Raw genomic sequence first — 15,340 nt, forward strand, 5'->3', positions numbered from 1 at the left:
CAGGCTCATAAATCAAACGTCATCGTTGAGCGCTTGTCCGATCGCCTCCTCACACTGCAAGATATTATGGTGGTGACAAGCCAGCGGGATAATCTTGAGCTGCGCGCAAACCGCGCCCAGCCCATTATCTTCCAGCGCCAGCAGCGGCGCCGTTACCGCCTCCGGCAACTGCGGGTTACCCTCCGTCGCCTTAAACAGCGTCACTTTCGTGGTCTGCAATCGGCGGCTCAGCCTTCCCTCAGACAGCCGCCGCTCCGCCTGCCCGGCGGCCATGGCGCGTGTCGCCGCCTCCCCCTCGATGCCCAGCGCAGGCAGCAGTTGCTCCAGCGGCAGCTCCGCCGTGGTCTGCAGATAGAAGCTGTCCAGCAGATACAGCTGCACGTTACGGCAGCCGCGCGCCTCCAGGCGAGCGGCGATCTCCAGCGCGATGATGCCCCCCAGCGACCACCCGAGAATGCGCACCGGCCCGGCGTCTTGCAGCAGGCCGGCGGCAATCATGTCGTTCAAATACCGTTCGGCCAGCTCGCCGAGCGAGTCGATGGTCGGTTGATGGTAAAGATTATGGTTATCGACGCCATAGCAATTGAGTCGCCCTTGCAACGGCTGAGCGAAAGCATGAAACGCCTCCGCGCCCACCAGTGCCGGGTGGATCATCCACACAGTGGGCACGCCGTCTGTCCGGCGGTTAAGCGGCATGACCAAACGGCGCTCGTTGGCGGCCAGCAGATTTTTCAGGGTGCGGCTTTGCAACAGCTGCACCACCGGCACCGGCGCGGCCATCAGCGCCCCCATGCCGACGCACAGGGAGATCGCCTTGATCGAAGTGCCGCCCAGCAGGAAGAAATCGTCCGTCATGCCGACCTGCTCGCACTGCAGCGCCTCCTGCCACAATGCGCACAACTGCTGCTCCAGCGCGTTCGCGGGAGCGACATAGGCCTGCGGTTCCCTCACCGCCGGCACAGGCAACGCCTTGCGATCCAGCTTGCCGCTGGAGTTGTACGGCAACGCTTCCAGCCGCACCAGCGCCGCAGGCAGCATGTATAGCGGCAATTGCCCGCTCATAAAGGCCAGCAGCGCCGACTCCTCCAGCGGCGCCTCACTGACGTAATACAGCGCCAGACGCTGCCGATGCGCCTCTGACAGCACCACGGCGCAGCAGGATTTGATCGCGCCGAACGCCAGCGCACATTGCTCGACCTCCCCCAGCTCGACGCGGTAGCCATTGATTTTCACCTGAAAATCCATACGGCCGAGGAACTCCAGATTGCCGTCCGGCAAATAGCGCCCGGCATCGCCGGTGCGATAAAGCCGCTCCCCCAGTTCCGGATGGTAGATGAATTTTTCCTCGGTCAGCGACGGATTGCGGTAATAGCCGCGCGCCACGCCGGCCCCACCGATGTACTGCTCCCCCGGTAAGCAGGGCGGCAACACGCGCAGATGGCGATCCAGCACATAGAAACGCTGATGGGCCATCGCCCGGCCATAAGGCACGCTGGGCGCCAGGATCGGCGTTTTCGGAATGTCGTACAAAATCGACCAAATGGAGCTTTCGGTCGCGCCCCCGGCGCTGACTACCCGGCACCCTGGCCGCCATTGGCGAATGCGCGCCGGCAGTGAACGCGAGATCACCTCGCCCACCAGCACCACGTTGCGCAAATGCGGCCACTGCGCCTGCGACGCGGCGGACTCCAGCTGCTCCACCAGCAGCGTCATCACCGAAGGCGCGGAATTCCAGAAGGTCACCCCCTGAGTCATCAACAACCGATGCCACGCCTCAGGCTGATAGCGTTCAGTTTCGGACGGCATCACGATGGCGCCGCCCACCGACAGCAGGCCGAAAATATCGAACACCGAAATGTCGAAGCTCAGCGCGCTGAGCGCCAACCCGCGATCGTCCGCGCCGAGTTCCAGCTGGTGCAAGGTATCGATGATGCTGTTCACCGCGCCGCGATGTTCTATCGCCACCCCTTTCGGCGTGCCGGTAGAACCGGAGGTGAAAATCACATAGGCCAGCGCGGAAGGCGCCGGCAAGACCGGCTCACCCGGCGCCGCCGGCGGTAACGCGTTGACCGCACCTTGCGGATCGATCGTCAACAGTCTGGCGTTACCGTGGGCCGCCCACGCCCGGCTGCTGAGGATAATCCGGGTCTGCGACTGCGCGACGATATCCAGGCGGCGGCGTTCCGGCCAGGCGCCGTCCAGCGGCAAATAGGCCTTGCCGGCCATCAGGATCGCCAGCACCGCAATGATTTGCGCCCGCCCTTTGTCCACCATCACCGCGATGGTGTCGGCGCGCATATCCGCATGCTCGCGCAGCTGCAACGACAGCACCAACGCACGCCGATACAGCTCACCGTAGTTCAGCTCACCCCATTCATCGACAATCGCCACCCGCTGCGGATCGCGCTCGGCCTGACGGATAAAATCATGATGGATGGCGCGTTCGAAATCGTAGGCCGGCGGACAGGATTGACGGAAGGCGCGCTGCCGCGCCGTTTCACTCGCCGATACCAGCGCCAACTGACTGACGCGCTGCTCCCCGTGATTGACGATCTGCGTGAGGATCGTCAGATAATACTCACCCAACAGCGCCAGCGTGGCCGGTGCAAACAGGGCGGTGGCATAGTTGAAGATCGCCCTGCCGCCTTGCGGCGCCGACTGTATGCTCAGCGTCAAATCGAATTTGGCCGCCTGATAGTGTGTCAACAGATCCTGCGGCGCCAGCCAGGCCGGCGCTTCACCCGCCTCTTCCAGCGCGAACAGCGTCTGAAACAGCGGATGGCGCGACAGATCGCGCGGCACCTGCAGCAGCTCAATCAACTGATCCAACGGTAAATTCTGATGCCGCTGCGCCTGCAGCACGCCATCAAAAACCCGATGCACATAATCGTTCAGCGACGCTGCATCGTCTATTTGCGAGCGCAACGGCAGCGTATTGACGAAGAATCCGATCGCCGAGCGGGTCTCCGCCACCGGCCGGTTAGCGACCGGCGTGCCGACCAGAATGTCTTGCTGGCCGCTGAAGTAACCGAGCAGCAGATTAAAGGCCGCAAGATACAGCGCAAACGGCGTGACGCCTTGCCGCCGGGCGAACTGCGTCGCCTGCATCGTCAGGGCCTCCGGCAGCGCGATGACGTGATTGGCGCCGCGATGATCGAAGCGCGCCGGCCGCACGAAATCGAGCGGCATCTCCAGCGCCTGCCACCCATCCAGCGCTTGTCGCCAATACGCTTTCGCCTCATCCGCCAACGCGGAGTCCAGCCAGCGCCGCTGCCAGACGGCATAGTCGCCATATTGCAACGGCAACGCCGCCAGCTCAGCCTCCCGCCCTTGCCGCTGCGCCTGATACAGCGCATCCAACTCCTGCAGCAGCACCGGCTGCGACCAGCCGTCAAACGCCAGGTGGTGCACCAGGATCAGGCTGTAAGTCACCCGCCCGCCATCAGGCTGCGCCACCTGGTAAACGCTCGCTCTGATCGGCAACTCCGCCTCCAGGGCAAACGGCCGATCGATATCCTGCCGCAGTCTGTCCGGCCAGCGCGCCGCCTCCAGCGCCACGCGCTCCAGCGAAAGCGTTTGTTCACAGGCCCGGGCGACGGCAATTTGGGACGGCTTCTGGGCAATCAGGCTGTGCAACACCTGATGCCGGGCGACGACCGCCTGCAGACTGCGCTCGTAAGCCGTCAGACAGACCTCCTCGCCGAGACGGAACAGCATCGGCACATGATAAAGATTGCCGCCGCCGTTCAGGTTCTCGATAAACCACAGCTGCAGCTGTGAGGCGGAGAGCGGATACTCGCGTTGCCGCAGCGGCGGGATCGACATCGGCGCGGTGCCCTCCCCCTGCCGCAGCAACGCACGGCACAATGAACGGATCGTCGGGAACCGGCCCAGCTCGCTCAACGTCACCTCGCTCCCCAACCGCTGACCGATCTGGTAACAGGCCTGGATCGCCAGAAGGGAATTGCCGCCCAGCGAGAAGAAATTGTCCTCCACACCGATATCCTGCCGCTGCAACAGATCGCGCCACACCGCCAGGCAAGCGTTCTCCCGCTCGTTCTGCGCCGCGACGAACTCGCGCGCCGTCCTTTTCGGCGGCGGCAACGCCTGTCGGGCTATCTTGCCGTTTTCGGTCAGCGGCAGCTGTGCCAGCTGCATCAGCGCCTGCGGCACCATGTAAGGAGGCAGTTGGCTGCTCAAATGCTGCGCCAAATCCTGCGGGGCGATCGCCTCATCGGCAACGAAGTAAGCGGCCAGACAGGGCTGAGGGTCGGTGACGAGCACGCAACAACAGGCGATCACCCCCGGATAGGCAAGCGCGGCATGCTCTATTTCACCCAGCTCGATACGGTAGCCGTTCAGCTTGACCTGCTGATCGAGACGCCCCAGGAACTCCACATTGCCGTCCTCGAGCCATCGGCCCGCGTCGCCGGTGCGATACACCCGCTCCTGCAGCTCCTCATGCCAGAAGAAACTCTCGGCGGTGCGTTGCGGATCGCCGTAATACCCGCGCGCCAACCCTTCACCGGCCAGATAGATCTCCCCGCGCACGCCCGGCGCCGCGGGCCGTCGTCCGGCATCCAGAATGTAGCAACGCTGGTGCGGCAACGGTTTACCGTAAGGGATGCTGACCGAGCGAATTTTCTCGCCTCGCGGCACCTCATACAGCATGGTGAAGATCGCCGCCTCCGTAGCGCCGCCGGCGCTGCAGAAGCGGACGTGCGGCGCCCAGGCCAGGCAGCGTTCCGGCAGCGAGGTGGCGATCCAGTCGCCCCCCACCATCACCGCCCGCAGCGCCGGCGCAGGCCCGACCGCCAGCCCCGCGCCGTTTACATAGTCCAGCAACAGCTCCATCAGGGCCGGTGCGCTCAACCATTGCGTCACTCGATGTGTCATCATCAGCTGATACCAGGCTTGCGGATTGACCCGATCTCGCTCGGCCGGCATCACAACCGCGCCGCCCGCGCTCAACGGGCTGAAAATATCGAAGATCGCCAGATCGAAGCTCAACGCGCTGAGCGCCAGGCTGCGATCCCGCTCGTTGAACCCAAAATACCGCCGAACGCCTTCCAGCATGTTCACCGCGCTGCGATGTTCGATCGCCACGCCCTTGGGCGTGCCGGTCGAGCCCGAAGTGAAAATGATATAGGCCAGGCTGTCAGGACCGGCCTCCACCGCCGGCAGGCGCCTCTCCGGCAGCGGCAACTGCGCCGCCAGCCCGTCGGCATTCAGTTCGACCAGGTTGATTTCGTCGCAGGCCCAGGGCACATCGCTGAGCAACGTATTGATGCCGGCCTGCGCCATCACCTTCAGCCGCCGCTGCGGCGGCCATGTCGCCTCCATCGGCAAAAACGCCTTGCCGCACATCAGCGCCGCCAACAGGGCGATCGGCTGCCGGCGCCCCTTGTCGGCAACGACGGCGATGGCGTCGCCGGTCATCTTGCCCTGCACACGCAGTTGAGTGGCCAGCGTTAACGCCGCCTCGTGCAGTTCGCCGTACGTCATTTCCCCCTGCGCGTCGATCACCGCGACGGCCTGCGGATTGCGCTGCGCATGCCGCACGAAATCCTGTTGCAGGCAGCGTTCAAACGCATAGCTAAAGGCCGGCGCCGCAGGCAGCGCCGGGCTCTGCGGCTGCAGACGAATATTTTCCAGCGGCCAGTCATCGTGGCGCGCCATCTGTTGCAATAGGGCGAGATAGTAGCCGGCCAACCGATCCATCGACGCTTTGCTGAACAGCGCCGACGCGAAGTTGAAGCGCGCGCGCATCTGCTCCACCTGCGGCGTCAGCGTGAGCGTCAGATCGAACTTGGCAGTGCGCTCATCCGCGCTCAAATCGACCACCGACAGCCAGTCCGGACGCGCCGGTGCGCCGCTCTCGCCCTCCAGCGCGAACATGACCTGGAACAGCGGATGCCGCGAAAAGTCGCGCGGCAGCGCCAGAGCGTCCACCAGCGCCTCCAGCGACAGCGTCTGATGCTGCTGCGCCCGCAGCGTCGTGGCCGCAACCTCTCGCACAAACTCGGCAACGCCCTGACGGGGGTCGATCTGCCGGCGTAAAGGCAGCGTATTGACAAAGAACCCGATCAGATTCCCCAGCTCAGGGCGATTGCGGTTCGCCAGCGGCGTACCCACCATGACATCGTTCTGACCGCTGTAGCGGGCAAGCAACAGCATGAACCCCGCCAGCATCACGGCATGCAGCGTCACGCCCTCTCGGCGCGCCAACGCCTCCAGCGCCTTCACCAGCGCCGCCGGCAGCGGCACTTCGCTGTTGTCGCCGCGTACGTCGAAGACCGCCGGCCGCAAAAAATCCACCGGCAGCGAGAGCGGCTGCCAGCCCGCCAGCTCTCGTTGCCAAAAGGCCAATTCGTCGGCCCGGCGCTGCACATTTTCCGGCGCTTGTTGCCAGCACGCATAGTCGAGGTATTGCAGCGCCGGCTCTGTCGCCTTACGCCACGTTCCCCGATAGCGCGCGTCCAGTTCCTGCAGCAGCACCTCAAGCGACCAACCGTCAAAGACGATGTGATGGAATACCAACAGACAAACGGCCGTTTCCCCGCCCGCCGCATCGCGGTAACGATAGCGCGTGGCGCGCAGCGGCAGCTCGCGCGTCAAATCCATCGGCCGGCTGCAGGCCTGCGCCAGCGCCATGTCAAACTCAGCGCCGCTCACCGTCAGCAAAGGCACCGGCAGCACGGCGTCGCTGACCCACTGGCTGGCTTCGCCCCGCTCATTCTGGCGAATCAGGCTACGCAGGATCTGGTGGCGCTCGACGATCGCCTGCAGACAGTCCGCAAAACGTTGGTCATCGATGTCCGGCGCCAGCCGCAGCAGCACCGGCGACAGATAGTGCGTGGCGTCCGCCGACAGTTGCTGAACAAACCACAATCGCGACTGCTGAAGCGACAACGGCCCCTCCCGCAGCCCGCCGGCGAGGATGGGCGGCTCATCCGACGGAGCCTGCCGTTGAGCGGCGATATGCTCGCTCAGCGCGGCCACCGTCGGATGCTGATTCAACGTCAGCACCGAGATCTTCGCCCCCGGCAATTTATTCACTTCGTGACACAGCCTGATGGCCATAATGGAGTTGCCGCCGAGGCGGAAGAAGTTGTCGTCCATGCCGACATGGCCGCCCAGCAGCCGATTGAACAGTGTAGAAAGCTGAGTCTCCAGCGGCGTGCCCGGTTGGCGAAACGCCGTTTGCCGCTCGACCGGCAGTGGTTCCGGCAATGCCCGGTAATCGACCTTGCGGCTCACCGTCAGCGGCAGCGCCGACAGCGCCGACAGCGCCGACGGCAACATATAATGCGGCAGCTGCGCCGCCAGGCGTTGCAAGAGGTCGCCGGCCTGCGGCGTCGCGCCGGGCTTCGGCACATACCAGGCCGCCAGTTGGTCCGTCGTGCCGGGGCGCAGGGTCACCACCGCCTCGGCCACCTCGGGCAGCGCGCGCAGCTGCATTTCGATCTCGCCCAACTCGATGCGATAGCCGTTGATCTTGATCTGCTGGTCGTGTCGTCCGAGATAGTCCAGGCTGCCGTCGGCCAAGCGCCGTACCCGGTCGCCGGTGCGATACAGGCGCCGGTAAGGCTCGCGCAGTTCAAAAGGATTGGCGACGAATGCGGCTTCCGTCAGCGCCGGCAGGTTCAGGTATCCGCGCGCCAGGCCGACGCCGGCCAGACACAGCTCGCCCTCCGCCCCCAGCGGCATTAGATTGTCATGCTCGTCAACCACATAACAACGCATATTGGCGATGGCGTGGCCGATATTGCGCGCGCCGTTGCGGCGATAGATATTCAGACTGGCGCTGACCGAAGCCTCGGTCGGGCCGTACAGATTGGCAACCTGCATGCCGCAGGCCAGGTAATGGTCGAGCGCCTCCTGCGCGGTCGCCTCGCCGCCGGTCGCGAGATAGCGCACCGAAGCCGGCAGGTCTGGCAAGGTGCCAAGCAGCGCCGGCGGCAGGAAACAGGCTTCGATGCCCCAGGCCGCCATTTGGCCGCACAACAGCGCCGGATCGCGCCGCTGCGCCTCGCCCGCGATGAACAGCCGGTGGCCGTTGCTCAGGGCCATGAACACTTCAAACACGTGCGCGTCAAAGGCCAGCGACGCGAACTGCAGGCAGTTGAGCGCGCCCGATTCATTGCGCAGCAAACGCTGCGTATGACCCCGCACCATGTTGGCCGCGCCCCGGTGTTCGCACAGCGTACCTTTCGGCCGCCCGCTGGTGCCGGAGGTGTAAATCACGTAGGCCAATTGCCGGGCTTCGACATTCGGCAGGCTCGCGGCATCCGCATCGGCAAGCGATTCATCCGCCGCCAGGCAAACGCCGTCCGGCGCCAGACGCCGCGCCTCCCCTTGCAATGCGCTTTCCGTCAGGACGATGGGGCTGTTCACCTCTTGCAGAATATATTCCAGGCGCTGCGCCGGCGCCGCGGGATCCAGCGGCACATAGGCACCGCCCGCCTTCATGATGGCCAGCATCGCCACCACCGCTTCCGCGCTGCGCTGCAGATACAGCGGGATCAGCGTCTCTGGCGGCATGGCGGCGCCGCGCAACCGGCGATATTCTTCCCTCAGCCGTATTGCCAGGCGATCGCTGCGCTGCGCCAGTTGGCGGTAGCTGAGCGAACCGTTGGCATCGGTTACGGCGATGCGTTCCGGATGACGGCGCACCTGGCGAGCCACGCCGTCGAGCAGTGTCGCTCCTGGGTCGGTCGTGTCCGGCTCGCTCTCCCAGGCGTCGCGGCAGCGTAAAACCTGCTGCGCCGTGAGCTGCGGCCACGCGGCTATCGGCGCGTCCGGTTCGGCTAGCGCACGCCGCAATAGCCCGAGATACTGATCCGCCATCTCCGCCATTTGCGTGGCGTCGAACAGATCGGGCCGATAACGCAGGCGAAACTCAAAGGCCTGCTCGGTCGGCTGATACTCCAGCAGCAGTTCCGAACCGGCCAGATCGACGTTGTAACGGTGATTGACGCCGATGCGGCAACCGTCAAGCGCCAGCGGCGCATCTTTCAGGTAAGCCTGAGTGAAATTGACGTTCAGCTCGCGCACCGGGCTGAGGTTCAGCATGTCATAAACCGGCAATTGGCTGTGCCGCAGCTTGCCCGTCACCTTGAGCGCTTTGCTGTAGGCCAGCGTCGCGCGGTACAGCTGGTTGAACGTGGCTTGCGGGGCGAGCGTTAAGGGAAACACCGCGGTGTTGACCTGGGCGCCGAAAAACAGCGGCTCGCCGCCGTCCGGCGCGACGGGATAACCGATATGCACCGTGTCCTGCGCGGATTGCCGGGCGATCAGCAACGCCCACAGCGTTTTGAATATCAGGAATGGGTTGGCATATCTGACGCCAGACTTCAGCGCCTGCCACTCGGCGAACGGCAACGTAAAGCGCACTTCGCCGGCGCCGGGTGCTTCGGGGGCTTCACCGGGGAGATAAGGCAACGCTACGCGCGGGGCGCATTCGGCCAACCGGTCGCCCCAGAATGACGCGGAAGCGAAGTCCTGCTTCAACGCCGCGATATCCGCCTCATAGCGCCGGTACAATCGACAAATGTCCGTTTCATCCGCCTGCGGCGGCGCCACGGCAGCCCCGCGATTGTAATAGGCGGAAACGGCGTTGTAGAACTCCTGGCCGGACAGGCCGTCGATCAGGATGTGATGAACGACAATGATCAAATTATAGCGCTGCGGCGCCAGCTCAATCAGGTAGAAGCGGCACAGCGGCCCCTCCCGGAGATCGAACGGCGTATTGATTAATTTGCCGACATCGCAATCGGCATCAAGCGTTTCCAACGCAATTTTCTTCTCCGTCTTTACCCAGCGTAATTGCGGCGAGCTGTCGTCGAGGACATGGTGAAACAGAATATAGTCCCGGCACACGCCCTCGACCGCCGCGCGCAGTCGATCGACGTCCAGCGCCCCCTCAATGGTCTGATCCAGCACCAGGTTGTACTCGCAGGAGTGTGGATTGAGGACGTATTCATTCCAAAACGTGTGGGTATAGGGTGAAGCGATGATCGCGCCCATGAATCAATTCCCTTTTAATATATTCCAATAATATATGAATAGATATTTATGCATGGCATAAATACCGTGATGGTTATGCGATTGAGCTGTTAGGTGAAAACTTAAAAAACATAAGAGCGAATATTATTTTATTTTTATGAAAAATAAAGCCACAAAAACACAAATAAACCAAAACCAATAAAAACAATGACATAAAAAATAATTTATCATTTAAAAATGAATCCTGGCTTTTCATTCATAAATAAAATAACTATTGTAAATAAATTAAAATCAAGGATGGGAATATATTTAATATAAGTAAATCTAATTTAAAGGTATCGCGGGGAAATCGATAAAAAAGAGAATCTTCTTAAATGAAAACACGCATCTTTCAGTTGCGCTATTCCAAAGCGTACGGTGTCGGAATATCCTATACTCGTTGCAGGATGCAGTTTCCCTCCCATTGAATGCCAGTACAGGGAGTCACAAATGGCTATTTTCGCCCACTTGCGGGCAATTTTTTCAGCATTATTGGCAGAATTATCTGATGAATAAAAAACGTCCCGTCTTGACCCCGGCAACCCTGTTATTGCTGCAGCCAGTCTGCATCGGTTCGGCCCTGGCGGCGGATCAGAAAGACAGCGATACGCTGGTGGTAATGGCGCAACCCATCGGATTGACCGAGCTGGGATCGCCGGTGTCCGTCAGCGTGATCGACGGCCAGGACCTGCGCAACGCCGCACCGCAGATTAACCTGTCGGAAAACCTTGGCAGCGTGCCGGGCCTGCAGCTTCAAAACCGACAAAACTATGCGCAGGATCTGCAGCTGTCGATACGCGGATTCGGCAGCCGATCGATGTTCGGCGTGCGCGGGGTGCGCATGTACGTCGACGGCATCCCCGCCACCATGCCCGACGGCCAGGGACAAACCTCCAACATCGACATCAACTCCGTCGAGCGCATCGAGGTGCTGCGCGGCCCCTATTCCGCGCTGTACGGCAACGCTTCGGGCGGGGTGATCAACGTTGACACACAGACCGGCGCCCAGCCGCCAACGCTGGAGGCCGGCAGCTATTTCGGCAGCGACAACACCTGGCGCTACGGGGTGAAAGCGACCGGCGCCACCGGCGACGGCACCCAGGCCGGCGACGTCAACTACGCTATCTCCGGCACCCGCTTCACCACTCAGGGCTATCGCGATCACAGCGCCGCGCGGAAAAACCTCGGCAACGGCAAGCTCGGCGTGCGGTTGGACGACGTCAGTACCCTGACGCTGATGTTCAACAGCGTCTCCATTGACGCCGGCGATCCGGGCGGCCTGACCGAAGCGGAATGGAAGGAAAACCCGCGCCAGGCGCCGCGCGCGGATCAATACAACACCCGCAAGTCGCTCGATCAGACTCAGGCCGGCCTGCGCTATCAGCGCCAGATGAGCGAGCGCGACGAACTGACGCTGACCGCCTACCACGGCGAGCGCCACACCACGCAGTACCAATCCATTCCACGCGGGCCGCAGCTCAACCCTACCCACGCCGGCGGGGTGATCGTGCTGGAAAGAAAATATCAGGGCATTGACACTCGCTGGAAGCATGAGGATACTCTCGCCTCGTTACCGGTAACACTGATCGGCGGTCTGGATTATGAAACCATGACCGAACGCCGGCAGGGGTTTGAAAACTTTATTCTGCGAGACGGCACAGTGGACTACGGCGAGAAAGGCGACCAGCGGCGCAACGAGAAAAACCGCATCTGGAACCTGGATCCTTACCTGCAAACCTCCTGGCAACTGACGCCGCACTGGACGCTGGACGCCGGCCTGCGCTACAGCACGGTCAGCTTCGACTCGACCGACTACTACATCACGCAGCGCAACGGCGACGACAGCGGCAGCAAACGCTACCACCAGTGGCTGCCGATGGGCTCGCTCAACTATAAAATCAATCCGGCGTGGAACGTTTATCTCTCCGCAGGCCGCGGCTTTGAAACCCCGACCATCAACGAACTCTCCTATCGCCCCGACGGCCAGGCCGGCCTGAACATCGGTCTGCAGCCGTCCACCAGCGACACCGTCGAACTGGGCAGCAAACTGCGCCTCGGCAACGGCCTGGTGAGCGCCGCCCTGTTCCAGACCGATACCGACAACGAGCTGGTGGTGGCGGAAAGCAGCGGTGGGCGCACCAGCTACGCCAACGCCGGCAAAACCCGGCGGCGCGGCCTGGAACTGGCGCTGGATCAAGAGTTCGCGCTGGACTGGCGCCTGCATATGGCCTGGACGCTGCTGGACGCCACCTACCGCAGCGAAATGTGCGGCAAAGCCGTTTGTACCCCGGCTCAAACCATTCCCGCCGGCAATCGCCTGCCGGGCATCGCCCGCAACATGGGCTACGCCTCGCTGGCCTATGCCCCGCCGGAAGGCTGGCACGCCGGCGCGGAGCTGCGCTACATGAGCGACATTCAGGCCAATGACGCCAACAGCGCGCAGGCTCCTTCTTACACCGTGGCCGGCGTAAACGCCGGTTATCGCTTTACCTGGAACCGCTGGGCGCTGGACGTGTTCAGCCGGGTGGACAATGTTTTCGATCGCCGATACGTCGGTTCGGTGATCGTCAACGAAGGCAACGGCCGCTACTTCGAGCCGGCGCCGGGGCGCAACTGGGGTGGCGGCGCCACCTTGTCTTATCGCTTTGAATAAGGCAAAGCACCTTAAGGTTAAAAAACGGGATGGGTTTTACGTCACCCTAGCGGCTTCTCGCTGAAATAATAGGGAGAAACCGCGTGTTTTTTCCGATTTGGCTTAATCTCTAAATCGGGGACTTTCATTTTTGGTAAGGGTATTGCTATGCAAAATAAAGCGTCACTATCGCCGCTTATCGTCATAACGGCGCTGTTTGCCGCGCTGAGCGGGCTTTATCTGCTCGGCGGCGGCATCTGGCTGGCCAAGTTGGGCGGTTCGCTGTATTACATCATCGCCGGGCTGGTGCTGCTGGCGACCTCTTGGCTGCTGTTCCGCCGCCGCGCCACCGCGCTGCTGCTGTACGCGGTATTCCTGCTGGGCACCACGATTTGGGCCCTGTGGGAAGTGGGCCCGGACTTCTGGGCGCTGACGCCGCGCCTGGACGTCACCTTCTTCTTCGGCCTGTGGCTGGTGTTGCCGTTTATCTACCGCAAGCTGGTGGCCAACGGCAAATTCGCCTACGGCGCGCTGAGCGCGGCGCTGGCGATCACCGTCATCGCGCTGGCCTATGCCGTGTTCAACGATCCGCAAGAGATTAACGGCACCCTCGACGCCGCCCAGGTACAACCGAAAGACGCCACCGGCGCCGACTGGCCGGCCTATGGCCGCACCCAGGAAGGCACCCGTTACTCGCCGCTGAGCCAGATCAACGACAAAAACGTTGGCCAGCTGCAAGAGGTTTGGCGTTTCCAGACCGGCGATCTGAAGACCGCCAACGATCCGGGTGAGATCACCAACGAAGTCACGCCGATCAAAATCCGCGATACCCTTTACATGTGTACGCCGCACCAGAAGCTGTTCGCGCTGGATGCCGCCACCGGTAAAGAAAAATGGAAGTTTGATCCGCAGCTGAAATACAACCCAACCTTCCAGCACATCACCTGTCGCGGCGTGTCTTACCACGAAACCGCCGCAGCCGCAGGCGCCGCCGGCGACGCCGCTCCGGCGATGTGCGCACGCCGCATCATTCTGCCGGTCAACGACGGCCGTCTGTTCGCACTGGACGCCGAAACCGGCAAACCCTGCCCGGACTTCGCCAACAATGGTGAGCTGAACCTGCAGAGCAATATGCCGTATGCGACGCCGGGCCACTACGAGCCGACCTCGCCGCCGGTGATCACCGATAAAGTGATCGTCGTCGCCGGTGCCGTGACCGACAACTACTCCAACCGCGAGCCTTCCGGCGTGATCCGCGGCTTCGACGTCAACAGCGGCAAGCTGCTGTGGGCCTTCGATCCGGGCGCGAAAGATCCGAACGCCATCCCGGCGGACGAGCACCACTTCGTGCCGAACTCGCCGAACTCCTGGGCGCCTGCCGCCTATGACGCCAAGCTGGATATCGTTTACCTGCCGATGGGCGTTTCCACTCCGGACATCTGGGGCGGCGATCGCACCCCGGAAATGGAACGCTACGCCAGCGGCCTGTTGGCGCTGAACGCCTCCACCGGCAAACTGGCCTGGTTCTATCAGACGGTCCACCATGACCTGTGGGATATGGACGTGCCGGCGCAGCCGACCCTGGCGGACATTACCGACAAGAGCGGTAAAAAAGTGCCGGTCATCTATGTGCCGACCAAAACCGGCAACATCTTCGTGCTGAACCGTACCAACGGCGAACTGGTGGTGCCGGCACCGGAGAAACCGGTACCGCAAGGCCCGGCCAAGGGCGATCGCCTGTCACCGACCCAGCCGTTCTCCGAGTTGACCTTCCGTCCTGAGAAGAAACTGACCGGCGCCGACATGTGGGGCGCGACCATCTATGATCAGCTGGTCTGCCGCGTGATGTTCCACAGCCTGCGTTATGAAGGCACCTTCACCCCGCCTTCCGAGCAGGGCACGCTGGTGTTCCCGGGTAACCTGGGCATGTTCGAATGGGGCGGCCTGGCCGTCGATACCGATCGCGAAATCGCCATCGCCAACCCGATCGCGCTGCCGTTCGTCTCCAAACTGATCCCGCGCGGCCCAGGCAACCCGATTGAGCCGCCGGAAGGCGACAAAGGCGGCAGCGGTACCGAGTCTGGCGTACAACCGCAGTATGGCGTGCCGTTCGGCGTCACCCTGAACCCGTTCCTGTCGCCGTTCGGCCTGCCGTGCAAACAGCCGGCCTGGGGTTACATTTCCGCCGTGGATCTGAAAACCAACGACATCGTGTGGAAAAAACGCATCGGCACCGTGCGCGACAGCTCACCGTTGCCGCTGCCGTTCAAAATGGGCATGCCGATGCTGGGCGGCCCGGTGACCACCGCCGGTAACGTGTTCTTCATCGGCGCCACCGCGGACAACTACCTGCGCGCCTTCAGCGTGACCAACGGTGAAAAACTGTGGGAAGCGCGCTTGCCGGCCGGCGGCCAGGCGACGCCGATGACCTATGAGGTCAACGGCAAGCAGTACGTGCTGATCTACGCCGGCGGCCACGGTTCCTTCGGCACCAAGCTGGGCGACTACGTGGTCGCTTACGCCCTGCCCGATCAGAAGTAACCACCGCCGTTAGTACCCCGCAAAGCACGCCGCAAGGCGTGCTTTTTCTTTTCCCGCCCCGCCGGCTGCCCCCTCGCAATACCCTTAATTTTTTCATCTCCATTATTGATAATGGTTATC

At 62.5% G+C, this 15,340-nt stretch carries 3 protein-coding genes; 2 read left to right on the top strand and 1 reads right to left on the bottom strand.

The genetic code is table 11. From position 1 onward, the window contains the following. Positions 1-12: 12 nt before the first annotated feature. Positions 13-10,029, bottom strand: coding sequence for a non-ribosomal peptide synthetase (locus HWW83_RS05075; protein ID WP_176589049.1), 10,017 nt, complete (start codon positions 10,027-10,029; stop codon positions 13-15). 526 nt (positions 10,030-10,555) lie between these two features. On the opposite strand from HWW83_RS05075, the gene pqqU reads away from it, so the two are divergent. Together pqqU and HWW83_RS05085 are read left to right on the top strand one after the other, a co-directional pair. Continuing rightward, positions 10,556-12,700, top strand: a complete 2,145-nt coding sequence (pqqU, locus tag HWW83_RS05080; protein ID WP_033650792.1) for a TonB-dependent receptor PqqU — start codon at positions 10,556-10,558, stop codon at positions 12,698-12,700. Between the two features lie 147 nt (positions 12,701-12,847). Further along, a complete protein-coding gene (locus HWW83_RS05085) occupies positions 12,848-15,220 on the top strand; it encodes a glucose/quinate/shikimate family membrane-bound PQQ-dependent dehydrogenase (protein WP_033650791.1) in 2,373 nt (790 codons plus the stop codon). The last annotated feature ends 120 nt before the right edge of the window (positions 15,221-15,340 follow it).

It is taken from the genome of Serratia ureilytica (assembly GCF_013375155.1).
GTDB lineage: Bacteria > Pseudomonadota > Gammaproteobacteria > Enterobacterales > Enterobacteriaceae > Serratia > Serratia ureilytica.

Coding starts and splice junctions, on each gene's coding strand:
- HWW83_RS05075 (WP_176589049.1), bottom strand. CDS start 10,029: ATGGGCGCGATCATCGCTTCACCCTATACCCACACGTTTTGGAATGAA.
- pqqU (WP_033650792.1), top strand. CDS start 10,556: ATGAATAAAAAACGTCCCGTCTTGACCCCGGCAACCCTGTTATTGCTG.
- HWW83_RS05085 (WP_033650791.1), top strand. CDS start 12,848: ATGCAAAATAAAGCGTCACTATCGCCGCTTATCGTCATAACGGCGCTG.